At 70.1% G+C, this 22,266-nt stretch carries 20 protein-coding genes and 1 pseudogene; 10 read left to right on the forward strand and 11 right to left on the reverse strand.

From position 1 onward, the window contains the following. Positions 1–63: 63 nt before the first annotated feature. From SSPS47_RS19255 to SSPS47_RS19265, 3 genes are all read right to left on the reverse strand, one after another. Complete coding sequence (locus tag SSPS47_RS19255) at positions 64–1,470, reverse strand: glutamate decarboxylase (RefSeq protein ID WP_164254722.1); 1,407 nt, start codon at positions 1,468–1,470, stop codon at positions 64–66. Positions 1,471–1,539: 69 nt separating this feature from the next. Next, a complete protein-coding gene (gene wrbA, locus SSPS47_RS19260) occupies positions 1,540–2,157 on the reverse strand; it encodes an NAD(P)H:quinone oxidoreductase (protein WP_164252154.1) in 618 nt (205 codons plus the stop codon). A 288-nt stretch (positions 2,158–2,445) separates the two neighbouring features. Beyond that, complete coding sequence (locus SSPS47_RS19265; protein WP_239064982.1) at positions 2,446–3,720, reverse strand: ion channel protein; 1,275 nt, start codon at positions 3,718–3,720, stop codon at positions 2,446–2,448. A gap of 237 nt (positions 3,721–3,957) precedes the next feature. On the opposite strand from SSPS47_RS19265, the pseudogene SSPS47_RS19270 reads away from it, so the two are divergent. Further along, a pseudogene (locus tag SSPS47_RS19270) lies at positions 3,958–4,584 on the forward strand (VTT domain-containing protein); the annotation flags it as partial. A gap of 243 nt (positions 4,585–4,827) precedes the next feature. On the opposite strand, the gene SSPS47_RS19275 reads toward SSPS47_RS19270, so the two are convergent. Together SSPS47_RS19275 and SSPS47_RS19280 are read right to left on the reverse strand one after the other, a co-directional pair. Then, on the reverse strand, positions 4,828–6,495 hold the full coding sequence (locus tag SSPS47_RS19275; protein WP_164252156.1) for a threonine/serine exporter family protein: 1,668 nt from the start codon (positions 6,493–6,495) through the stop codon (positions 4,828–4,830). 205 nt (positions 6,496–6,700) lie between these two features. Next, positions 6,701–7,195, reverse strand: a complete 495-nt coding sequence (locus SSPS47_RS19280) for an inorganic diphosphatase (protein ID WP_003968257.1) — start codon at positions 7,193–7,195, stop codon at positions 6,701–6,703. Positions 7,196–7,382: 187 nt separating this feature from the next. Here SSPS47_RS19280 and dacB point away from each other — a divergent pair, with 187 nt between their 5' ends. The 6 genes from dacB to folE all read left to right on the forward strand — a co-directional run bounded on the left by dacB (position 7,383) and on the right by folE (position 15,036). Beyond that, a complete protein-coding gene (gene dacB, locus SSPS47_RS19285; RefSeq protein WP_164252157.1) occupies positions 7,383–8,891 on the forward strand; it encodes a D-alanyl-D-alanine carboxypeptidase/D-alanyl-D-alanine-endopeptidase in 1,509 nt (502 codons plus the stop codon). Between the two features lie 130 nt (positions 8,892–9,021). Then, positions 9,022–10,152: a zinc-dependent metalloprotease gene (locus SSPS47_RS19290; protein WP_147878378.1), complete on the forward strand. Its 1,131-nt coding sequence runs from the start codon at positions 9,022–9,024 to the stop codon at positions 10,150–10,152. A gap of 231 nt (positions 10,153–10,383) precedes the next feature. Then, positions 10,384–11,466, forward strand: a complete 1,083-nt coding sequence (gene tilS / locus SSPS47_RS19295; RefSeq protein WP_164252158.1) for a tRNA lysidine(34) synthetase TilS — start codon at positions 10,384–10,386, stop codon at positions 11,464–11,466. 69 nt (positions 11,467–11,535) lie between these two features. Next, positions 11,536–12,096, forward strand: a complete 561-nt coding sequence (hpt, locus tag SSPS47_RS19300) for a hypoxanthine phosphoribosyltransferase (protein ID WP_164252159.1) — start codon at positions 11,536–11,538, stop codon at positions 12,094–12,096. A gap of 195 nt (positions 12,097–12,291) precedes the next feature. Next, complete coding sequence (gene ftsH, locus SSPS47_RS19305; protein WP_147878375.1) at positions 12,292–14,319, forward strand: ATP-dependent zinc metalloprotease FtsH; 2,028 nt, start codon at positions 12,292–12,294, stop codon at positions 14,317–14,319. 111 nt (positions 14,320–14,430) lie between these two features. Continuing rightward, entirely contained in the window at positions 14,431–15,036 is a 606-nt protein-coding gene (gene folE, locus SSPS47_RS19310) for a GTP cyclohydrolase I FolE (RefSeq protein WP_147878374.1), read from the forward strand. 66 nt (positions 15,037–15,102) lie between these two features. On the opposite strand, the gene SSPS47_RS19315 is transcribed toward folE, so the two are convergent. The 6 genes from SSPS47_RS19315 to SSPS47_RS19340 form a co-directional block, all read right to left on the reverse strand. Further along, positions 15,103–15,588, reverse strand: coding sequence for a DUF3180 domain-containing protein (locus SSPS47_RS19315; RefSeq protein WP_164254724.1), 486 nt, complete (start codon positions 15,586–15,588; stop codon positions 15,103–15,105). A 123-nt stretch (positions 15,589–15,711) separates the two neighbouring features. Beyond that, positions 15,712–16,308, reverse strand: coding sequence for a 2-amino-4-hydroxy-6-hydroxymethyldihydropteridine diphosphokinase (gene folK / locus SSPS47_RS19320; protein ID WP_147878373.1), 597 nt, complete (start codon positions 16,306–16,308; stop codon positions 15,712–15,714). After that, a complete protein-coding gene (folB, locus tag SSPS47_RS19325) occupies positions 16,305–16,673 on the reverse strand; it encodes a dihydroneopterin aldolase (protein ID WP_147878372.1) in 369 nt (122 codons plus the stop codon). Before folB ends, folK begins: the two co-directional genes overlap by 4 nt. Positions 16,674–16,877: 204 nt before the next feature. Next, positions 16,878–17,336 carry a nuclear transport factor 2 family protein gene (locus SSPS47_RS19330; RefSeq protein ID WP_147878412.1) on the reverse strand — a complete coding sequence of 153 codons (459 nt, stop codon included), beginning with the start codon at positions 17,334–17,336 and terminating at the stop codon, positions 16,878–16,880. 5 nt (positions 17,337–17,341) lie between these two features. Beyond that, positions 17,342–18,208 (reverse strand): dihydropteroate synthase, encoded by an 867-nt coding sequence (gene folP / locus SSPS47_RS19335; RefSeq protein WP_164252160.1) that lies wholly within the window; start codon positions 18,206–18,208, stop codon positions 17,342–17,344. Between the two features lie 75 nt (positions 18,209–18,283). Next, positions 18,284–19,456: a betaine/proline/choline family ABC transporter ATP-binding protein gene (locus tag SSPS47_RS19340; RefSeq protein ID WP_164252161.1), complete on the reverse strand. Its 1,173-nt coding sequence runs from the start codon at positions 19,454–19,456 to the stop codon at positions 18,284–18,286. Positions 19,457–19,599: 143 nt separating this feature from the next. On the opposite strand from SSPS47_RS19340, the gene SSPS47_RS19345 reads away from it, so the two are divergent. The 3 genes from SSPS47_RS19345 to SSPS47_RS19355 all read left to right on the forward strand — a co-directional run bounded on the left by SSPS47_RS19345 (position 19,600) and on the right by SSPS47_RS19355 (position 22,202). Beyond that, complete coding sequence (locus SSPS47_RS19345) at positions 19,600–20,337, forward strand: ABC transporter permease (protein WP_147878369.1); 738 nt, start codon at positions 19,600–19,602, stop codon at positions 20,335–20,337. A 3-nt stretch (positions 20,338–20,340) separates the two neighbouring features. Next, positions 20,341–21,138 (forward strand): ABC transporter permease, encoded by a 798-nt coding sequence (locus SSPS47_RS19350; RefSeq protein ID WP_164252162.1) that lies wholly within the window; start codon positions 20,341–20,343, stop codon positions 21,136–21,138. An 89-nt stretch (positions 21,139–21,227) separates the two neighbouring features. Continuing rightward, entirely contained in the window at positions 21,228–22,202 is a 975-nt protein-coding gene (locus SSPS47_RS19355) for an ABC transporter substrate-binding protein (RefSeq protein ID WP_147878367.1), read from the forward strand. Positions 22,203–22,266 lie beyond the last annotated feature (64 nt).

A 22,266-nucleotide genomic window follows, 5' to 3' on the forward strand; every position in this document is an offset into this window, starting at 1 on the left:
CGCAAGATCTGGACGGGCGCGCGCCGCGTGAAGGGTGCGCGTGGCGCGGTGGACGCGCGCCGCTCAATGGTGGAAGGCCGTCGCCCTCGACTTGTCCCGGTCCAGCGGGTTTGGCTGGCGGCGCAGTTCCGGCAGCAGCAGCCGCAGATCGGCGAGCAGCATCGCGGCGAGGTCGGCGGAGAATCCGTTGCGGCACACCACGCGCAGGACGGACAGATCCTCGCGGTTGGCCGGGAAGGTGTAGGCGGGCATGAGCCAGCCGTGCTCCCGCAGCCGCCGCGAGACGTCGAAGACGTCGAAGTTCTTCACGTGGGGCGCGGTGGTGAAGGCGAAGACGGGCAGCTCGTCCCCGTGGGTGAGCAGCCGGAAGTCGTCCATGGCCCCGATCTCGTCGGCGAGCCCCCGGGCCACGTCCCGCGCGGTCTGCTGGACGGCCCGGTAGCCGTCCCGGCCGAGCCGCAGGAATGTGTAGTACTGGGCGACGACCTGCGCGCCGGGCCGGGAGAAGTTGAGCGCGAAGGTGGGCATCTCCCCGCCCAGGTAGTTGACGCGGAAGATAAGTTCCTCGGGCAGTTCGGCCGAAGTGCGCCACAGCGCCCAGCCGACACCCGGGTAGACCAGGCCGTATTTGTGCCCCGAGGTGTTGATCGAGGAGACGCGCGGGAGCCGGAAGTCCCAGACCAGGTCCTCGTCGAGGAAGGGCGCGACCATCGCGCCGGAGGCGCCGTCTACATGGACGGGGACGTCCCAACCGGTGCGCTCCTGGAGCGCGTCGAGGGTGGCGCAGAGCTCGCCGACCGGTTCGTACGAGCCGTCGAAGGTCGAGCCGAGCACGGCGACGACGCCGATGGTGTTCTCGTCGCAGAGATCGGCCGCCGCCTGCGGGTCGAGATGGAAGCGGTCGCCCTCCATGGGGATGAGACGGGCCTCGACCTCCCAGAAGTTGCAGAACTTCTCCCAGCAGACCTGGACGTTGACGCCCATCACGAGATTGGGCCGGGCGCTGCCCGGATAGCGGTCCCGGTTCTTCGCGGTCCAACGGCGCTTGAGCGCGAGCCCGGCGAGCATGCAGGCCTCGCTGGAGCCGGTGGTGGAGCAGCCGACGGCGGCGGACGGGTCCGGGGCGTTCCAGAGGTCGGCGAGCATCGTGACGCACCGCCGCTCCAGCTCGGCGGTCCGGGGGTACTCGTCCTTGTCGATCATGTTCTTGTCCCGGCACTCCGCCATCAGCACACCGGCCTGTCTCTCCATCCAGGTGGTGACGAAGGTGGCCAGATTGAGCCGGGAGTTGCCGTCCAGCATCAGCTCGTCGTGGACGAGCTGGTAGGCCGTGGACGGCGGCATGGGGCCGTCGGGCAGCCGGTGCGTGGGCGGGGCGGACGACATGCCGCCGATCGGGTCGGCCTCCCCGAAGAAGGGGTTGAGCGACAGCCTGAGCCGCTCGGAGTGGTCGTCCGCCGGGCCTCTCATATTGCCCTCAGCGCCGTGCGTGCCGTGTTGGAGTGGCATCGGCTTCCCTGTATCCCGTGGTCTGTTGACTCAAGCGCCGAGGCCGTCCTTGAGGGCACGGGTGAATTTCACGACCCGCTCGGCCTGGACCCGGACTGCCGTCAGCGTCTGTTCGTTCACCGGGAGGTCGCCCTGCCCGGAGACGTGCGAGGTGCCGTACGGATTGCCGTCGACGAACTTCGACGCGTGCGTGTAGCCGGGGGTGATGAGGATGCCGCCGAAGTGGTGGATGGTGTTGTAGAGCGCCAGCAGGGTCGTCTCCTGGCCGCCGTGGGGCGTGGCGGAGGCGGTGAAGCCGCTGTAGACCTTGTCGGCGAGTTCGCCGGCCTGCCAGAGGCCGCCGAGGGTGTCCAGGAACTGCTTGAGCTGGGCCGAGATGTTGCCGTAGCGAGTGGGGGAGCCGAAGACCACGGCGTCCGCCCAGCGCATGTCGTCGGGCGTGACCTCGGCGATGTCGGCGGTCGCCCCGATGTTGGCGGCCCAGGCCGGATTGGAGTCGATCGCCGTCCGGGGGGCGAGTTCGGCGACCTTGCGGAGCCGTACGGTCGCTCCCGCCGCCTCCGCGTCCTCGGTCATGGCTCTGGCCATCGTGGTGAGGGTGCCGGTGGCGGAGTAGAAGACGACGGCGACGTTCACGGGCGTGGGCATGGCGGCTACCTCGGTGGTCGGGCTAGGCCCTGTCCGGCGGATCTTCGGGGGCCCGGGACGCCTGGCACGGCACCTCGCCGCGTTGTCGGAGTCGTCCAAGTACGTTTAGTACGAGCACGATCCTCCGCCTTGCGATGCACCGCACCAGACGCCCCGGGCCTGATCCCCGAAGATCCGCCGGACAGGACCTAGGGCGGCAAGGACCTCAGGCGTGACGATACGGATAAAACGGTCAGCTGGCTCGCCGGCTGTCCGGCGGGTTGTCCGGCGGGGAGCGGTCGCCGGCCGTCACCGCAGGGCTGTGCCGTCCTCGCCGAGCTGCATCTTCGGACGTCCCGTCACCAGCAGCCAGGCGGGCAGTACGGCCACGCACAGCAGGGGGAGCAGGTTCGGGTCCGCGGCGAGCACGGCCGCGGTGAACAGGCTCAGCCACCCCTGCCGGGTGATGGCGAGCAGCACCCCGAGCACACCGCAGACGACCGCCACGGTCGGATGCACGGCGGGCACGAGCGCGTGGGCGAACAGCCCGAGGGAGACGCCGATGAAGACCGCCGGGAAGATCCGCCCGCCCCTGAAGCCGCACGCCGCCGAGATCACCAGGGCGACCGTCTTCACCCCGCACATCAGCGCGAACTGCCCCGCCGACCAGCCGTCCGGGTCGGACGCCAGGGTCTTCACCTCGTCCAGCCCCTTGAAGAGGGTGAGGTATCCGCCGAGCGCCCCGAGGAGGCCGAGGAGCAACCCGCCGACGGTCAGGGCGAGTACGGGGCGTCCGAGACGGTTGAAGGCCCTGTGGGCGTACGGGAAGGCGTACACGGCGGCCATGCCGAGGGCGGCGGCGACCGGTGCGATCACGATCGCGGCCAGGGCGTCACTCCAGCGGGCGCCCGGATGGTTCGGCAGGGACAGGTCGAAGGTCGGATGGTCGATCAGCGCGGCCGTGAGCCCGCCGGCCCCCGCCGCGACCAGTGGCCCGAAGAGTCTGTCCCAGAGCGACCCCGGCCCCGGTTGTGCCGCGAAGGTCTCCGTGAGGATCAGCGCGGCGGCCACGGGTGTGCCGAAGAGCGCCCCGATCGTGCCCGCCGCGGCCAGCGAGAGCCAGAGCGCCGCAGGTGCGGAGGGGGCGACCTTGCTTCCGAGCCAGCAGGCGATCGCGATGTTGGCCGCGGTGATCGGGTTCTCCGGCCCGAGGCTCACCCCGCCCGCCAGGGCCAGCGAGGTGGCCAGCAGCAGGCCGGGCACGACCCCGGGCGGCAGCGGGGGATCGACCAGTCCGGTCGTCGCGGGGTCGGGTCCCGCGTGGCCGGGCACCTGCCGTACGACGAGACCGACCGCGAGGCCGGTCGCCGTGAGCATCACGATCATCCAGAGGGAGGAGTGCCGGCCGATGCCCAGTGCGTCGGGGAGTCCCTTCCAGAGCACGTCCTGGAGCAGCCCGGCCAGCTCGCTCACCCCGAGCAGGACCAGGCTCGCGACCACACCGACGACCAGGGAGGGGACGATCAGCGGAAGGAGCGTGCGCCCGGACGGTGAGGGTGAAGCGGACGGAGTGTCAGTGGCCACGTACATACCGTAGTGGCACAAATGCCGCAAATCTTTACCCTGGAGCAGGGCCCGCACCTCACGTGGCGTGGGAGGTGCGCCGATCGCAAGCCGTGGGGGCCGGGTGGAACCTCAGTCATGGGTGGAGCGTTGATAGCTTTGGGCAGCCGACAATCGCTGACGGCGGTTGGACGACGCTGATGCAGCGACGGCCGATTTCGACGATCGACCGACTATCGACTCAGGAGCCCGGACCTCGTGACAACCCTTGCGCTCGGACCGAGCTGGCTCGACCCGGACTATCTGATCGGGACCTTCGGTCTGATCGGCGTCCTGGTCATCGTGTTCGCCGAATCCGGCCTGCTCATCGGCTTCTTCCTGCCGGGCGACTCGCTTCTCTTCACCACCGGGCTGCTGGTGACGTCCGGCACGCTCGACAGGCCGCTGTGGCTCGTCTGTGTCCTGATCGTGCTGGCGGCGATCATCGGCGACCAGGTCGGCTATCTCTTCGGCCGCAAGGTCGGCCCCGCGCTCTTCAAGCGCCCCGACTCCAAGTTCTTCAAACAGGAGAACGTGGAGAAGGCGCACGAGTTCTTCGAGAAGTACGGCCCCAAGTCGCTCGTGCTGGCCCGCTTCGTGCCCATCGTGCGGACGTTCACGCCGATCATCGCGGGCGTCAGCCGCATGAACTACCGGTCGTTCGTGACGTACAACATCATCGGTGGCGTGCTCTGGGGCGCGGGCGTCACGCTGCTCGGCGCCGCGCTGGGCAAGGTCGAGTTCGTCCACAAGAACATCGAGATGATCCTCATCCTGATCGTCGGGCTCTCCGTGCTGCCGATCGTGATCGAGTTCATGCGGGCCCGTGCCAAGTCCAAGAAGGCCGCCGCCGGGCCCGCCGAGCCCGTGGACCCCGCGCGGCACGCGCCTTATCCGCCGCAGCACACACAGGTACCGCAGGACTTCCAGACCCAGCAGCTGCGGGTCACGCGTGACGAGTACGGCGCCCCCCGCCCGTACACGGCTCCCGCCGCTCCCGCCGCCCCGGAGGACCCGGAGGGCCCGCCGCGCGGCGGACGCCACGCCAGGCGCTGACCCCGCCGGACGGCGGGCCCCGGTCCGCCAGGCTCAGAAGCCGCGCGTCCGCTTGGCCGCGCGGCGGCTCGACCCTCGTCCCGCGCCCGGCACCTTCAGGAACAGCCGGGAGATCTCGCCGCCGAAGTTCACCCCGATGGCGATCGCCATGGCCAGCGCCGCGGCCTTGGACAGTGAGGCCAGCCCGTCGTCCACATGGTTCTGCGCGAGACCGAGCAGACCGAAGTACGTCGCCGAGCCGGGCAGCAGCGGCCCGATCGCCGCGGTGACGTACGGCAGCGCGGACGCGAATCGGTACCGCGAGAACAGCTGCCCGAACAGCCCCACCACACCGGCGGCGACCGCGGTCGCCGCCACCGGCGAGATCCCGCCGGTGACATGCATCGCCCCGTAGACGGTCCAGGCCACGCCCCCGTTCAGGGCCACCATCAGCACGGTGGATCGTTCCTGCTGGAGCAGGATCGCGAAGGCGAAGCTGAGCGCCACGGCGGCGCAGATCTGGAGCACCGGCCGCCCCTCCCCGGCCTGGAGCGCCGCGTCCGGGTCGAGCTGGGCGTTCAACTGGACGCCCAGATACAGCGCGATCAGCACCCCCACCACGATCGCGATGAAGAAGTACATGACTTCGAGCAGACGCGCGGCGGCGGTGATGTAGTAACCGGTCAGCCCGTCCTGCACACCCGCCACCAGGGCCCGCCCCGGCAGCAGCGCGAAGAGCCCACCGGTGATCACGGCGGACGGCCGGCCCTCCCAGTTCACCGCCGAGGCGGCCAGGGTCAGCGCGACCCCCATCGCGGCCGGCGGCATCGCCGCGGCCACGAACTGGTAGAACTCCGGAATGCCGCGCCCCGCGCACAGCCACGCGAGCCGGTCGCCGAGCATCGCGCCGACCATCGCCGCGACGAACACGATCAGATCACCACCGACCAGCACCGACGCGGAGCCGGCCAGCAGCCCGCTCGCGGCGGTCAGCGCCCACCCCGGATAGGGGTGCCGGTTACGCCTGATCTCGGCCAGCCGCCGGTACGCCTCCTCCAGCGTGATGTCCGTGTCCTCGGTGGTGATGTCGTCGACGAGCGTGTAGACGGCCGACAGCCGCGTGTAGTCGGTGCCCCGCCTGCGTACGGTCCGGCTGGCCGTCACCGGATCGTCCACCAGCGACGGCTGGTAGGAGATCGACAGCAGCGTGAAGGTGACGTTCGGCTCGCAGCGGTCGAGACCGTACGCGCGGCTGACCGCGAACATCGCGGCCTCGACGTCCTCGGCCCCCTCACCACCCGCCAGCAGCAACTCGCCGATACGCAGCGTCAGGTCGAGCACACGCGGTACGGCCGGTCCGGCCTCGTCGTGCCGCTGCACGATCTCCGCCACCGGCCGGTCCCCGACCGGCATCCGCAGCAGCGTGCGCATCCGGTCCTGCCAGGGCGCTTCCTTCGTCAGCCGGACGATCGGCACGCCCTGCGCCGGTGTGAACGCCTGGGGCGACCGGCGTGCGCGGTAGGTACTCGGCGGATCGAAGGCCGACCGCTCGGTCTCCTGTGTGCTCTCCGGACTCAACCCCTGCGGAACCGCGAATTCCGAGGTGGGACTGTCCTCCTCGGGGGCCCGCACCTGGTCCATCCCGGACGGCGGAGTGAAGGCGCTGTGCGCCTCGTCGGACGGGGGCTTACGATCCTCCGCCTCGTCCCGCTCGGCCACCACAGTCCTCGCCCTCGCTCACTCTCTTCGGTGCCGCTCGGGCACAGTTCGCACAACCATCCGTTCAGTATGGACACGGTCGCGGACATGGGCGCACACGAGCGGCGGACGGCGCACCCGTGAGGTGCGCCGTCCGCCGCTCGTACGTGCCGCTTTCCGGCCGCTCAGGGACTGACGGCCCCCGAGTCCCGGTCCGTGGGACGCGTGTTCAGTGCGCGCCGCCCTGCGCCTCCAGGCGCTTGTACGAGGCCTCGATCTCGGCCTCCGCCTCGGCGCGGCCCACCCAGTCGGCGCCCTCGACCGACTTGCCGGGCTCCAGGTCCTTGTAGACCTCGAAGAAGTGCTGGATCTCCAGACGGTCGAACTCCGAGACGTGGTGGATGTCCCTCAGGTGCTCCACGCGCGGGTCCGAGGCGGGGACGCACAGCAGCTTGTCGTCGCCGCCTGCCTCGTCCGTCATCCGGAACATGCCGATCGCGCGGCACTTGATGAGGCAGCCGGGGAACGTCGGCTCGTCCAGGATGACCAGCGCGTCCAGCGGGTCGCCGTCCTCGCCGAGGGTGTTCTCGACGAAGCCGTAGTCGGCCGGGTAGCTGGTCGAGGTGAAGAGACGACGGTCAAGGCGGATCCGGCCGGTCTCGTGGTCCACCTCGTACTTGTTTCGCGAACCCTTAGGGATCTCGATGGTGACGTCGAACTCCACGGGTGGCTCCTCCATGATCAACACAGATGTCGGTGATGCTGCTGTCGGTGGTACCGCGCGTCACCGGGGCCGACCCCGGGGCCGAGCAGGATCGGCCATCGCTGGCCGGGGCACCGTGCTCGTGGCAACGCGCAGTGATTAAGTGTCCCCCACGCAGCTGTGTGATCGCGAAAGGGGCTGGTCAACCGTGCTTGAGCCGAAAGTGTGGCAGCTCACGGCAGGTTCCGCCGTGTTCGGCCTCGTACTGGCGGCCGGGGCGGTGGCCTTGGCCGGCCCCTGGGACTCCGGTCAGCGTAAGGCCGAGCGCGAGTGGGCGGCCGCTCAGGGCCCTACAGGTGGCGCACATCACGACGGGGAGCGCGTGCGTGTGCCCGCGTCCGCGCCCAGCGCCGTCGGCGTGCTCGCCGAACTCGGCGTGTCGGCCGCGTCCTTGTCCGCGCCGGCGGATCTGCCGGGCGACCTGACGAAGACCCTCGGGCCGCTGCTCGAATCCCCCGACCTCGGACCGGCGCCGGCTGCGTCCGTCGTCGATGTCGCCACGGGCGAGCAGTTGTTCGGGCAGCGCGCCGACCGGCCGATGGCACCGGCCTCCACCATCAAGATCGCCACGGCGGTCGCCGCGCTCTCCGCGCTCGGCCCCGACCACCGCATCCCCACCACCGTGGTCACCGCCGACGGCGGCAAGGGTGACGACGACAAGCCCGGCGACACACCCGCCGGCGAGTCGGACGGCAAGCGCGGCAACGAGGCCGACGGCAAGGGTGAGGACCCGACGGAGATCACCCTCGTCGGCGGCGGCGACGCCACCCTCGACCGCGCGGGCCTGCGCTCCCTCGCCGCCGGCACCGCCAGGGCGCTGCGCGACCGCGGTGTGCACCGGGTGAGCGTCCGCTTCGACGTCTCCCTCTACTCCGGACCCCGGGAACACCCGATCGGCCCCAACGACAACATCGCGCCGGTCACCGCCCTGATGGCCGGCCAGGGCCGCCTCGACGGCTCCGCCGCCGACTCCTTCGGCGGCCCGGCACCGCGCAGCGGCGACCCGGCGGGCGACGCCGCCGATGTCTTCGCGGACCTGCTGCGTGAACGCGGCCTCAAGACCTCGGGCGCGCCGGCCGCGGGCAAGGCTCCTCAAGACGCCGACCGCCTCGCGGTGACGTACTCGCGCCCTGTCTCCTCCCTGGTCGAACGCATGCTGACGAACAGTGACAACGACATCGCCGAGTCACTGGTCCGGCAGACCGCCATCGAGGCGGGCAGAGCGGCCAGCTTCGCGGGCGCCCAACAGGCCGTCCAGGCCGAGCTGAAGAAGCTGAAGCTGCCCGTCGACGGCGCGCTCCTGCGCGACGGCAGCGGCCTCAACCGCCACGACAGGCTGACCAGCGGCCTGCTCACCGCGCTGCTCGCCCGCGCGGCCGACCCCGACCGGCCCGAACTGCGGCCGGTGCTCACGGGTCTCCCGGTGGCCGGATTCAGCGGCACGCTCCAGGGCCGGTACACCGACGCGGACGCGACCACCGGCAGCGGCCTGATCCGCGCCAAGACCGGCACGCTCACCGGAGTGAACTCCCTGGCGGGCACCGTCGTGGGCCCCGGCGGACGGCTCCTCGCCTTCGCCTTCCTGGCGGAGGACGCCCCCGCCCCCGATACGGCCCAACGCGCCCTGGACCACCTCTCGGCGGAACTGGTGTCCTGACCGCCCTTGTCCCGCCCGTGTCCCGGAGCGGGGACAAGGGCGGCCACACGCACCGACCAGGACCGGCCGGGACGCGAACGGCCCGGCCGACACCCCACCGCCTTCCGGCCCGAGCACGTACGGTTGACACATGACGAGCATCGGTGGGGCCGAGATGGTGGACTGGAATCTCGCGGTCGCGACCGCGACCCGCCTCGCGCGGCCGGGACCGGAAGTGAGCCGGGACGAGGCACGCGAGATCGTCGCCGAGCTGCGACGGCACGCCAAGGCGGCCGAGGAGCACGTGCGCGGCTTCACCCGGATGATCCCGGACGGCCACGAGCCGGTGGACACCCCCGTCCTGGTCGTGGACCGGGCGGGCTGGATCAAGGCGAACGTCGCGGGCTTCCGCGAGCTGCTCAAACCACTCCTCGACAAGATGCAGGACCGCCGGTCGAACTCGGCCGGCGGCGCCGTCCTCGGCGCCGTGGGCGGCAAGGTGACCGGCGTCGAGCTGGGCATGCTGCTGTCGTTCCTGTCCTCGCGCGTCCTCGGCCAGTACGAGACGTTCGCCCCGCCCAGCCGCGACCTCCCTTCGAGTGACGGCGGCGGCGGGCGACTGCTGCTCGTCGCGCCGAACATCGTCCACGTCGAGCGCGAACTGGGCGTCGACCCGCACGACTTCAGGCTCTGGGTCTGCCTGCACGAAGAGACCCACCGCACGCAGTTCACCGGCGTCCCGTGGCTGCGTGACCACCTTGAGGGCGAGATCCAGTCATTCCTGGAAGAGACGGACGTCGACCCCTCGACCGTCGTGGAACGCCTGCGTGAAGCGGCCCAGTCGCTCACCGGCAGCCGCCCCGAGGGCGAGGAGGAGGACGAGGGCCGGAGCCTGGTGGAGCTGGTGCAGACCCCCGGCCAGAAGGAGATCCTCGGCCGCCTCACCGCCGTGATGTCCCTGCTCGAAGGCCATGCCGACTACGTGATGGACGGCGTCGGCCCGCAGGTCGTGCCCTCGGTGGCCGAGATCCGCGAGAAGTTCCAGCAGCGCAGGGCCAAGGGCGCCAGCCGGCTCGATCAGGCGCTGCGCAGGCTGCTGGGACTGGACGCGAAACTGCGGCAGTACCGGGACGGCGAGCGTTTCGTACGCGCCGTGGTGGACGAGGTCGGCATGGACGGCTTCAACCGCGTCTGGACCTCACCCAACACCCTTCCCACGAAGGCGGAGATCGCCAAGCCGGCGGACTGGATCGCCCGGGTGCACCGCAAGGCCGAGTCCTGACGCGTACTGCCTGAAAAGAGGAGCGCCACGAGGGCGCGTGCCGGATGTCAACGTCCACAGGTGTCCACCGGAATGGGCCAGCATCACCCATCCGAGGGACCGTGGGCGCTGGGTAGGCGTGCGATGCTCGGGGAACGGCCCGGTTCTGTCACCATCGACGCACTCTGTGTGACTGAACCCCGTCCCTACTCCGACCGAGGCACCCCCCAAACATCACGAAGGGCACCGGACATGGGTCCCCATCCTGCGGTCGCGGCGATACGCCTGGCGGTCCGCCGCGTACTCCACGACGTCATCACCGAATGCTCCGAATCCGAGAGCCCCGAGAGCCCCGGCATCGAGCGCTCCCGTCCCACCGTGACGGGCGCCGACCGGGCCGCCGCACCGCCCCCGGCCGACCGCCGGCCGCTGGTGCTCGTCGCCTGCTCCGGAGGCGCCGACTCCATGGCGCTCGCCTCCGCCCTCGCCTTCGAGGCCCGCAAGCTCTCCGTCCGGGCGGGCGCCGTCACCGTCGACCACGGTCTCCAGCCCGGCTCCGACCTCCGTGCCGCCGAAGTCGTCTCCCGGCTCGCCGCCATGCGGCTCGACCCCGTCGAGTCCGTCGCCGTGACGGTCGGTCGCGACGGAGGGCCCGAGGCCGCCGCCCGCGACGCGCGCTACGCCGCCCTCGACGCCGCCGCCGAGCGTCACGGCGCCGCCGCCGTCCTGCTCGGCCACACCCGCGACGACCAGGCCGAGACCGTTCTGCTCGGCCTCGCCCGCGGTTCCGGCACCCGTTCGCTCTCCGGGATGGCTCCCGTCTCCGGCGCCACCGGCCGCTACCGCCGCCCCTTCCTCCAGCTCGACCGGCAGACCGCCCGCAAGGCCTGCCTCGTCCAGTCGATCCCGGTCTGGGACGACCCGCACAACGCCGACCCCGCCTACACCCGCTCGCGCCTGCGCCACGAGGGTCTGCCCGCCCTGGAGAAGGCGCTCGGCAAAGGCGTCGTCGAGGCCCTGGCCCGTACGGCGCAGCTCTCCCGCGACGACGCGGACGCCCTCGACGCCTGGGCGGCCGACGCCGAGTCCGCCGTACGGGACGACACCGGACAACTGGAATGCGCCAAGCTGTACGCGCTGCCGCCCGCTGTCCGGCGCCGTGTCCTGCGCCGGGCCGCCGTCGTCGCCGGCGCCCCCGCCGGATCGCTGTTCGCCCGGCACATCGAGGAGGTCGACCGCCTGATCACGGGCTGGCGGGGCCAGGGAGCCATCAACCTGCCGGGCCGCGTCGAGGCCCAACGGCAGGGTGGCAGACTGGTCATCCGGCAGGGCTGAAGCGCTGAAGCACGACGGCTGTGTCTCCCGGGGTGGCGAGTTCCGGCCTCCTGGCCGACAACGAAAGTGATGCGGGTGGACCACAAGGACATGGGCGCCGACCTCCAGTCGGTGCTCTTCACCAAGGAAGAAATCGACGCCAAGCTGGTCGAACTGGCCGCCAAGATCGACGCGGAGTACGCGGGCAGGGACGTCCTCCTCGTCGGCGTCCTCAAGGGCGCCGTGATGGTGATGGCGGACCTGGCGCGTGCGCTTTCCACCCCCGTGACGATGGACTGGATGGCCGTGTCCTCGTACGGCGCCGGGACGCAGTCCTCCGGTGTGGTCAGGATCCTCAAGGACCTGGACACCGACATCAAGGGCAAGCACGTCGTGATCGTCGAGGACATCATCGACTCCGGCCTGACGCTCTCCTGGCTGCTGTCGAACCTCGGTTCGCGTGAGCCGGCGTCGCTGGAAGTGTGCACGCTGCTCCGTAAGCCGGATGCCGCAAAGGTCGCGATCGATGTGAAATGGATCGGATTCGACATTCCCAATGAGTTCGTTGTCGGTTACGGGCTGGATTACGCGGAGAAGTACCGCAATCTTGCATTCGTCGGCACACTCGCCCCCCATGTGTACGGCGGCTGAGCCGGGCCCGGCCCCCGCCGGGCCGGGACGGGAACCCCGGCACCCTTCCCGCCGTTGGAGCATGGGAAGACCGGTTTACCGGCAGTCCCGTGCGGTCGCGGGTGACAATGCTGGGGTACGGTCCGAAGAACAGTCTTTTCTCACAGCGACATTTACCTACGGGCAGGAGGGACGGGGCGTTCTCGCTCCGTATGGATGGACGTGAAGCGATACTTCCGTGGGCCGGTCATGTGGATCGTGCTGGCCGTCCTCGCCGTGGTCGTGTTGATGCAGGTCGTCGGCTCGTCCGGCGGCTACAAGACGGTGGACACCGGCGAGGTCGTCCAGGCGATCGACAAGAACCAGGTCGACCAGGTCAAGCTGACCACTGGCGACGAACAGATCATCAAGATCGACCTCAAGGACGGTCAGAAGGTCCAGGGCGGCGACAAGGTACAGGCCAGTTACATCGGCTCCCAGGGCTCGGCTCTGGCCGCCAAGCTGCAGAGCAAGTTCGAGAGCGGCGACATCAAGCAGGGCTACACGGTCTCGCCCTCCAAGCAGAGCCCGTTCGTATCCGTGCTGCTCTCCCTGCTGCCCTTCGTCCTCATCGTCGTGGTCTTCCTGTTCCTGATGAATCAGATGCAGGGCGGCGGCTCCCGAGTCATGCAGTTCGGGAAGTCCAAGGCCAAACTCATTACGAAGGACACTCCCAAGACGACGTTCTCCGACGTCGCGGGGTCCGACGAGGCGGTCGAGGAGCTCCACGAGATCAAGGAGTTCCTCCAGGAGCCCGCGAAGTTCCAGGCCGTGGGCGCCAAGATCCCGAAGGGTGTGCTGCTCTACGGCCCGCCCGGTACGGGTAAGACGCTGCTCGCCCGCGCGGTCGCCGGTGAGGCCGGTGTCCCGTTCTACTCGATCTCCGGTTCCGACTTCGTCGAGATGTTCGTCGGTGTCGGTGCCTCCCGAGTGCGTGACCTCTTCGAGCAGGCCAAGGCGAACGCCCCGGCGATCGTCTTCGTCGACGAGATCGACGCCGTCGGCCGGCACCGCGGTGCGGGCCTCGGCGGTGGCCACGACGAGCGCGAGCAGACGCTCAACCAGCTGCTCGTCGAGATGGACGGGTTCGACGTGAAGGGCGGGGTCATCCTGATCGCCGCCACGAACAGGCCCGACATCCTCGACCCCGCGCTGCTGCGCCCGGGACGCTTCGACCGCCAGATCGCGGTCGACCGCCCCGACATGCAGGGCCGTCTGGAGATCCTCAAGGTCCACCAGAAGGGCAAGCCGGTCGCCCCGGACGTCGACCTCGGCGCCGTCGCCCGTCGTACGCCCGGTTTCACCGGTGCGGACCTGGCGAACGTGCTGAACGAAGCGGCGCTCCTCACGGCGCGCAGCGACAAGAAGCTCGTCGACAACCACTCGCTGGACGAGGCGATCGACAGAGTCGTGGCGGGCCCGCAGAAGCGGACCCGGATCATGTCCGAGAAGGAAAAGAAGATCACCGCGTACCACGAGGGCGGCCACGCCCTGGTCGCGGCGGCCTCTCCGAACTCCGACCCGGTGCACAAGATCACGATTCTGTCCCGCGGCCGGGCCCTGGGCTACACCATGGTCCTGCCCGACGAGGACAAGTACTCGACCACGCGCAACGAGATGCTCGACCAGCTCGCCTACATGATGGGCGGACGCGCGGCGGAGGAACTGGTCTTCCACGACCCGACCACCGGCGCGGCCAACGACATCGAGAAGGCGTCGGCGACGGCACGGGCCATGGTCACCCAGTACGGCATGACCGAGCGGCTCGGCGCGATCAAGTTCGGCGGCGACAACACGGAGCCCTTCGTCGGACGTGAGATGGGCCACCAGCGCGACTACTCGGAAGAGGTCGCCGCGCTGGTCGACGAAGAAGTCAAGAAGCTGATCGAGACGGCGCACAACGAGGCCTGGGAGATCCTTGTCGAGAACCGTGACGTTCTCGACAACCTGGTCCTCGCGCTGCTGGAGAAGGAGACGCTCAACAAGGAGCAGATCGCCGAGATCTTCTCGACGATCGTGCGCCGCCCGGCCCGTCCGGCGTGGACCGGCTCCTCGCGGCGTACGCCTTCGACACGTCCGCCGGTGCTCTCGCCCAAGGAGCTGGCCCTCACCAACGGTGCGGCCGGTACCAACGGCACGATCCCCGGTGTGACGACCGGCGAGTCCGCGGCCGAGGCCGTTCCGGAGGACCGTCCCGAAAGCTGATCCCGCGTCTCTCACCAGGCCCGGAATAGATGCCGCGCCCCACAGGTCTTAGCCTGATGGGGCGCGGCATTCCTGTTGGCGCGCACGGAACGGCAGAGGAACGAGGCCCAGATGACCAACCCCGTGAAGCTGGACGGCGAGGGTGTGATCGGCGACTTCGACGAGAAGCGGGCCGAGAACGCCGTACGGGAACTTCTGATCGCGGTCGGGGAGGACCCGGACCGCGAAGGCCTGCGCGAGACGCCGGGGCGGGTGGCCCGCTCGTACAGGGAGATATTCGCGGGTCTGTGGCAGCGGCCCGAGGAGGTTCTGACGACGACGTTCGACATCGGCCACGACGAGATGGTGCTGGTGAAGGACATCGAGGTGCAGAGTTCCTGTGAGCACCATCTGGTGCCGTTCCACGGCGTCGCGCACGTCGGGTACATCCCGTCGGCGGACGGGAAGATCACCGGGCTGTCGAAGCTGGCACGGCTCGTGGACGTGTTCGCCCGCAGGCCGCAGGTCCAGGAGCGGATGACCACACAGATCGCGGACTCGCTGATGAAGATCCTGGAGCCGCGTGGCGTGATCGTTGTCGTCGAGTGCGAGCACATGTGCATGTCCATGCGCGGGGTGCGCAAGCCCGGCGCCAAGACGATCACCTCGGCGGTACGGGGTCAGCTGCGCGACCAGGTGACCCGCAACGAGGCGATGAGCCTGATCATGGCCCGCTGAACCCCCACGGACCGAGGTCCGCCCGGAGATCCGGTTCGGCCACGCCGGGACCGGTCGGGGACGGGCTCAGGCGCGGGCGACGCCCTTGTGGTCGTCGTCGTGATCTTCCGGCAGCTTGCAGACACGCTCCAAAAACATCGCGGCGGCGATCACCGCGATGCCGGCCAGCACCGAGAATCCCGCGTAGTACGCCTGGTCCCGCCGGGCGGGGACGTCGAGGGAGCCGAGCAGGAAGACGCCCGTCCCGCCGTACATCCCGGCGACCAGCGCCGCGACCAGCGCGCTCGCGTGGCCGAAAACGACGGCACGGGCCGCCATCATCGGATCCACCCCCTTGGCACCGGGCCGGCGCTCACGCTGGGCGCGCAGCCGGGACCGCAGGGAGAGCGCCGTCGCCGTGAGGACGACGGCGATCACCGCGAGCACGATGGGCGCGGCGAGGGGGACGCTGGGCAGGGTGCCGAGGGAGTCCCAGAGGCGTGTCCCGCCCCAGGAGAGCACCCCGGCCACGGCGAAGATGCCGAACAGAACCCGGATCCGCAATTGCCCCACCGCGAAAGCCCGCCCTTCACCCGTACTCGTCACTGACACACGTCACCGCACACAGACAACCGGCGCGCACGACCGGCACCGGACACTCCGGGACGGCACCCGGGCGGTCCGCAAGCCTAACGATTAGTCGGGCAGGCGGAGTTCCAGGTCCGCGCGCGGCTCCACACCCCGCTGCTCGACGACGGCGAGCAGTTCGGAGACCGCACCCCGCCCGGCGAGCAGCGCCTCGGGCTCCACGTCGTGCCAGGGCACGAGCACGAAGGCGCGCTGGTGGGCGCGCGGGTGCGGCAGGGTGAGCGCCGGGTCGTCCGACACGACGTCCGCGTACGCCACGATGTCGACGTCGATCGTGCGCGGTCCCCAGCGCTCCACCCGGACGCGGTCGAAGGCTTCCTCGACGGCCTGGGCGCGCTCCAGCAGGGACGAGGGCGGCAGTGTCGTCTTCACCACGACGATCGCGTTGAAGTACGAGGGCTGGGAGCCCGGTTCGACTCCCCACGGCTCCGTCTCGTACACCGGGGACACCGCCTTGACCCGCAGTCCCGGGGTGTCCTCCAGTGCGTCGATGGCGCCCTGGAGGGTCTCCAGCCGGTTGCCGAGATTGGACCCGAGGCTGATCACGGCGCGCTTGGGGTTGGACAGGGTGACGTCCGCCGCGTCGACCTGGGCCACCACCGAGGCCGGTACCGGCTGGACGGTCGGGTCGCTCTGGGGATTCATACTCGGCTCCGGGTGATGGTGATGGTCACATCGTCGAAGGGCACCGTGATCGGGGCGTCCGGCTTGTGCAGCGTCACCTCGACCTCTTCGACGCCGTCGTGTTTCAGACACTGCTCCGCGATGCGCTCGGCGAGCGTCTCGATCAGGTCGACCGGCTCGCCCCGCACGACGGCCACGACCTCCTCGGCCACGATTCCGTAGTGGACGGTTCTCGTCAGGTCGTCTCCGGCCGCGGCGGGGCGGGTGTCGAGGCTCAGCACCAGATCCACGATGAAGGTCTGCCCCTCCTCGCGCTCCCGGGGGAAGACGCCATGGTGCCCACGGGCCTTGAGGCCGCGCAGCGCGAGACGGTCCACGCGAATCACTCCTGCTGTCGTTGGTCAAGTGGGGCACTATGCCGTATGCGGACGGCCGGTGTCCCGGCTCGAATCTACTCGCGGGCTCCGACACGCCCTGCCCGTGGGGCCCCGGGCGCCGCGGAGGGTGCTCGCGACGGGCTCCGCGTGACTGGTACCGCAGGTAGTTCCAGCGGAGCGGAGCCGTCCCCCCCGTAACGTCGGTCTACCCACTCACGCGGGAGTTTCGTCGTCCTGGTCGTCGTCGGTTTCGGCCAGAACGGGGGAGCCGTGGTGGGACCAGACCCGCCAGCCGTCGGGGGTGCGGCGGAACACGTTCGTGGCGACCACCAGCTGGCCCACGAGCGGGCCGAGCGCGCCGCTCTCCTCCGCCGGTCCGCCGCTGAGGATGTTCTCGGTGCAGGTCACGAGAGCGGTGTCGCCCGCGACGGACACCACGACATCCGTGAGGAAGAACTGGATGTACTCGGTGTTGGCCATGATCAGCGCGTACGAGCGCAGCACCTCGCCGCGGCCCGAGAGCACCGGCCAGCCCGGGTGGACGCAGCTGACGCCGGGGCTGTCGCCGTCCAGCCACAGCGCGGACAGTCCGTCCAGGTCGCCGCGCTCCATGGCTTCGTAGAAGGCGGTGTTGAGGGCGTCGACCTGTTCCTTGTCGGTCCCGCTCGGCAGGCTTCTCACCGGGCGCCCTCGACGGCGCGCGCCACGCGGACGGCGTCGGCCGTCGCCCGTACCTCGTGCACCCGGACCGCCCAGGCGCCCTCGTGGGCGGCGATGGCGGAGACCGCGGCGGTGGCGGCGTCCCGTTCGCGCGCGGGCGGCGGGGCGCCCTCGCCGGCCAGTACCCGGCCGAGGAACCGCTTGCGGGACGCGGCGACCAGCAGGGGCCGGCCCAGTGCCCGCAGGTCCGCCAGACGGGCCAGCAGGGCGAGATCGTGCTCGGCGCCCTTGGCGAAGCCGAGGCCGGGGTCGACGACCAGACGCTCGGGGGCGATGCCGCCGGCGACGACCGCCTCCATGCGCTCGCGGAGTTCGGCCACCACCTCGGCGACGACGTCCGTGTAGACGGCGCGGCTGTTCATGTCCTGGCTGAAGCCGCGCCAGTGCATGACGACGAACGGCACGCCCGCGGCGGCGACGGCGGGCACCATGGCCGGGTCCGCGAGGCCGCCGCTGACGTCGTTGACCAGGGCGGCGCCGGCGGCCACCGCCTGTTCGGCGACGGAGGCCCGCATGGTGTCCACGGACACGGTGACGCCCTCGGAGGCCAGACCCCGTACGACGGGTACGACGCGCCGCAGTTCCTCGTCCTCGTCCACCCGGGAGGCGCCGGGGCGGGTCGACTCGCCGCCCACGTCCACCAGGTCCGCGCCCTCGGTGACCAGATCGAGGCCGCGCTTGACGGCGGCGGTGGTGTCGAACCAGCGCCCGCCGTCGGAGAAGGAATCGGGCGTCACGTTGACGACTCCCATGACCGCGCAGCGGTCCCACTCCGGCAGGCCGTCGACCGTGCCCCTTCCGCCCCGCGGGCGCAACGTACTCATACGTCCCACCCTAGGCCCGTACGGGGGCGGGGACGCGCCCGCCGGGCGGGCGCGGCCTCTCCCGGGACGGCGCGGTCAGGAAGCGGCGATCTGCGCGACCGTCTCCAGTTCCACCTCGGTGCGCGCGATGGCGTGCGCGTCCGCGTCGATCGAGCGGCGCAGCGCCTCGTGCAGTCGGGCCGGGGTCAGGACGCCGAGGAAGCGGCCCGTCTCCTCCTTGTCGATGACGGCGATCCAGCCGGCGTCGTGCTGGAGCATCGTGGAGAACGCCTGCTTGAGTGAGGCGCCGACGGGCAGCCATGCCTCCATACGGCGGGCGTGCTCCCGCACGGTGCCGGACGAGGCGGTCTGCTCGGTGGAGATCCAGCCGTGCAGATTGTCCTCGGCGTCCAGGACGACCGCCCAGCGCGCGCCCTCCTTCGAAAGCTTCGCCGCCGCCGCCCGCAGCGGGTCGTCCAGATGCACGACGGGCGGCTGCTCCAGGTCGCCCTCCTCGATCGGCGTGACCGAGAGGCGCTTGAGGCCGCGGTCCGCGCCGACGAAGTCGGCGACGTACGGCGTGGCGGGCGTGCCCAGCACGGCGGCGGGGGCGTCGAACTGCTCGATGGTGCCCTGCCCGTAGACGGCGATCCGGTCACCGAGCCGGACCGCCTCCTCGATGTCGTGAGTGACGAAGAGCACGGTCTTGTTGACGGCGGCCTGGAGCTTCAGGAACTCGTTCTGGAGGTGCTCGCGTACGACGGGGTCGACCGCGCCGAAGGGCTCGTCCATCAGCAGGACGGGCGGGTCGGCGGCGAGCGCCCGTGCCACGCCCACACGCTGGCGCTGTCCGCCGGAGAGCTGCTCGGGGTAGCGGTCGCCGTAGACGGACGGGTCGAGGCCGACGAGGTCGAGGAGTTCGGCAGCGCGCTCACGGCCCTTGCCGCGCTGCCAGCCCAGAAGATGGGGGACGGTCGCCGTGTTCTCCAGGATCGTCTTGTGGGGGAAGAGGCCGACCTGCTGGATCACGTAACCGATCCGGCGCCGGAGTTGAACGGGGTCGATGGTCGATATGTCGTCCTCGTCCATGAATATCCGACCTTCGGTCGGTTCGATCAACCGGTTGACCATCTTCATGGTGGTGGTCTTGCCGCAGCCGGACGGTCCGACGAGCGTGACCAGCTCGCCCGCTCCGACCTCCAGGCTGAGGTCGTCGACGGCCGTGGTGCCGTCCGGGTACCGCTTGGTGACGTGCTCGAATCGGATCATGGTTTCCCCATTGTGACGCGTCTTGTGTGAAGGCGATGTTGCTGGAATGTGGCGGCCTTCCGCGATTGTCGGTGGTCGGGGATAGGGTCGCCCAGACAAAGACACCAGACATACGTTCGGGGAGATAGGGGAGGCGGGGGTGGATGAGCACTCAAAGCTGTCTGGCGGCGAACGAATGGATCTGCGGAGAGTATCTCCGCTCCCGTAGCCAGGAGTTGATCGATGCGACGGTCCAGCACATCGGGATCACCGTCGTCTCGGTCCTCATCGGGCTGCTCGTGGCCTTTCCACTCGCGCTGCTCGCACGCGGGAAACCGGCTTTCGCCGGTCCCGTACTCGGACTGACCACACTGCTCTACACGATCCCGTCGCTGGCGATGTTCTCGCTGCTCCTGCCGTTCTTCGGGCTGTCGACCGCGCTGGTGGTCACCGGCCTGGTGCTCTACTCCCTGACGATCCTCGTGAGGAACATCATGGCGGGCCTCGACTCCGTCCCCGCGGAAGCCAAGGAGGCCGCCCGCGGGATGGGGTACGGCTCCGGGCGGCTTCTCTGGGAGGTCGAGCTGCCGCTCGCCCTGCCCGCGCTGATGGCGGGGATCCGGATCGCGACGGTCTCCACGATCGCCCTGACGACCGTCGGTTCGATCGTGGGGCGCGGCGGCCTCGGCAATCTCATCGAGGACGCGCTGCCCAGCCTGTTCAAGGCGCAGGTGCTCACCGCCTCCGTGCTCTGCGTGCTGCTGGCGGTCACCGCCGACCTGCTCCTCCTGGGACTCCAACGGCTGCTCACGCCCTGGACGCGCATACGTACGGGCAAGGGCCGCGCGCCGCGTCCGGCGCGCGCGGGGCGGACCGGCGGCCCGGTGAAGGTGGGGGGCTGACCCATGGGTGTCCTGGGTGACGCGTGGACCTGGTTGATCACCGGCTCCAACTGGTCCGGCGAGGGCGGGGCCCTGTCCCGGCTCGGCGAGCATGTGTACGTCAGCGGGGTCGCGCTCGCGCTCGCCTGTGCGATAGCCCTGCCGACGGCCTTCTACCTCGGCCACATCGGCAAGGGCGGCGCGCTCGCCGTCAACATCTCCAACGTGGGGCGGGCGATCCCGGTCTTCGCCGTGCTCGCGCTGTTCATGCTCTCCCCGCTGCGCAACGCCGGCTATGTGCCGACCATCGTCGCGCTCGTGCTCTTCGCCGTGCCGCCGCTGCTGACCAACGCCTACGTGGGTATGCGGGAGGTGGACCGCGCGGTGCTGGAAGCCGCACGGGGCATGGGAATGTCCGGGCGCCAGCTCTTCCTCCGGGTCGAGCTGCCCCTGGCGTACCCGATGGTGATGACCGGACTGCGGTCGGCGTCCGTGCAGGTGGTCGCCACGGCCACCATCGCCGCGATGGTGGGGCAGGGCGGCCTCGGGCGGATCATCACGGCCGGCTTCAACACGTACGACACCCCGCAGGTGGTCGCGGGCGCGCTCCTGGTGGCGCTGCTCGCGCTGCTGGTCGAGGGCGTGCTCGTGGCGGTGGACCGGGTGCTCGACCCGTCTCCTTCCGCCGCCGTCTCCCGGGCACGGCCGCCCGGCACACACGACGGCGCTCCGAACGGCGTTCCGAGCGACGCCCTCAGTCCCGGCGACTCGCTCCCGACGGGTGACTCGCTTCCGCGAGACCGGGTGACGAAGACCGTGTGACGAAGACCCGAGTGACCCGAGTGACACGACGACCGTGTGACGACCGACTTTCTCGGCCTCCCTATGGCCTCTACGGATGGTGAACTTTCATGAGCAAGATCTCGCGCATGGCGGGTGCGGTACTCGGCGCTGTCGTCCTCACCGGCTCGCTCGCCGCGTGCGGCGGCGACAGCCTGGAGTCGGACGGCGGCTCCGACAAGGGCTCGGGCTCCGACAAGAAGGGCTCCCTCGTCGTCGGCGCGGCGGCCTTCACCGAGTCCAAGGTGCTCGCCGAGCTCTACGCGCAGATCCTCGGTGACGGCGGATACGACACCTCCGTCACCACGGTGAAGAACCGCGAGCTGTACGAGCCCTCCCTGGAGAAGGGTGAGATCGACGTCGTCCCGGAGTACGCGGCGACGCTCACCGAATTCCTCAACGCCAAGGTGAACGGCGCGGACGAGGCGTTGAAGACCCCGCTCGCCTCCAGCGACACGGCCGCCACGGTCGCCGCCCTGGAGAAGCTGGCCGAGCCGCGCGGGCTGAAGGTGCTGCCCGCCGGCAAGGCGGTCGACCAGAACGCCTTCGCCGTCACCAAGGAATACGCGGAGAAGAACAACCTCAAGACCCTTTCCGATCTGGGTGCCTCGAAGCTCAAGGTGAAGATCGCCGCGGGCGACGAGTGCGAGGTACGGCCGTTCTGCGCGCCCGGTCTGAAGAAGACGTACGGGATCGATGTCGTCGGTATCGACCCGCAGGGTGTCGGCACGCCGCAGGCCAAGCAGGCGGTGAAGGACGGCAAGGACCAGCTGGTGCTCAGCACCACCACCGACGGCACGCTCGACAGCTTCGGTCTGGTGGTCCTGGAGGACGACAAGAAGCTCCAGAACGCGGACAACGTACTTCCGGTCGTCAATGCCAAGGACGCCGGTTCCCAGGAGATAGCGGACCTTCTCGGCAAACTCGGCGACGCCCTCACGACAGAGGATCTCGCGAAGCTCAACCTGAAGGTCGACGCGGAACGCGCGAAGCCCGCGGATGTCGCCAAGGAGTATCTGGAGTCGAAAGGTCTGATCGGCAAGTAGCCGCCGGGCGCCGGGAAGTAGAGGAACGGGAGCGGAGTCGGCAACGGACGGGGAAAGATTGTCC

The sequence above is a fragment of the Streptomyces sp. S4.7 genome (assembly GCF_010384365.1).
In the GTDB taxonomy this organism is placed as follows: domain Bacteria; phylum Actinomycetota; class Actinomycetes; order Streptomycetales; family Streptomycetaceae; genus Streptomyces.

Excerpts from the sequence above, each read along its gene's own strand:
- ftsH (WP_147878375.1), top strand. The coding sequence starts at position 12,292 with ATGGACGTGAAGCGATACTTCCGTGGGCCGGTCATGTGGATCGTGCTG.
- SSPS47_RS19355 (WP_147878367.1), top strand. The coding sequence starts at position 21,228 with ATGAGCAAGATCTCGCGCATGGCGGGTGCGGTACTCGGCGCTGTCGTC.
- hpt (WP_164252159.1), top strand. The coding sequence starts at position 11,536 with ATGCGGGTGGACCACAAGGACATGGGCGCCGACCTCCAGTCGGTGCTC.
- wrbA (WP_164252154.1), bottom strand. The coding sequence starts at position 2,157 with ATGCCCACGCCCGTGAACGTCGCCGTCGTCTTCTACTCCGCCACCGGC.
- folP (WP_164252160.1), bottom strand. The coding sequence starts at position 18,208 with ATGAGTACGTTGCGCCCGCGGGGCGGAAGGGGCACGGTCGACGGCCTG.
- SSPS47_RS19290 (WP_147878378.1), top strand. The coding sequence starts at position 9,022 with ATGACGAGCATCGGTGGGGCCGAGATGGTGGACTGGAATCTCGCGGTC.
- folK (WP_147878373.1), bottom strand. The coding sequence starts at position 16,308 with ATGAATCCCCAGAGCGACCCGACCGTCCAGCCGGTACCGGCCTCGGTG.
- folE (WP_147878374.1), top strand. The coding sequence starts at position 14,431 with ATGACCAACCCCGTGAAGCTGGACGGCGAGGGTGTGATCGGCGACTTC.
- tilS (WP_164252158.1), top strand. The coding sequence starts at position 10,384 with ATGGGTCCCCATCCTGCGGTCGCGGCGATACGCCTGGCGGTCCGCCGC.
- SSPS47_RS19340 (WP_164252161.1), bottom strand. The coding sequence starts at position 19,456 with ATGATCCGATTCGAGCACGTCACCAAGCGGTACCCGGACGGCACCACG.
- SSPS47_RS19345 (WP_147878369.1), top strand. The coding sequence starts at position 19,600 with ATGAGCACTCAAAGCTGTCTGGCGGCGAACGAATGGATCTGCGGAGAG.
- SSPS47_RS19255 (WP_164254722.1), bottom strand. The coding sequence starts at position 1,470 with ATGAGAGGCCCGGCGGACGACCACTCCGAGCGGCTCAGGCTGTCGCTC.
- SSPS47_RS19350 (WP_164252162.1), top strand. The coding sequence starts at position 20,341 with ATGGGTGTCCTGGGTGACGCGTGGACCTGGTTGATCACCGGCTCCAAC.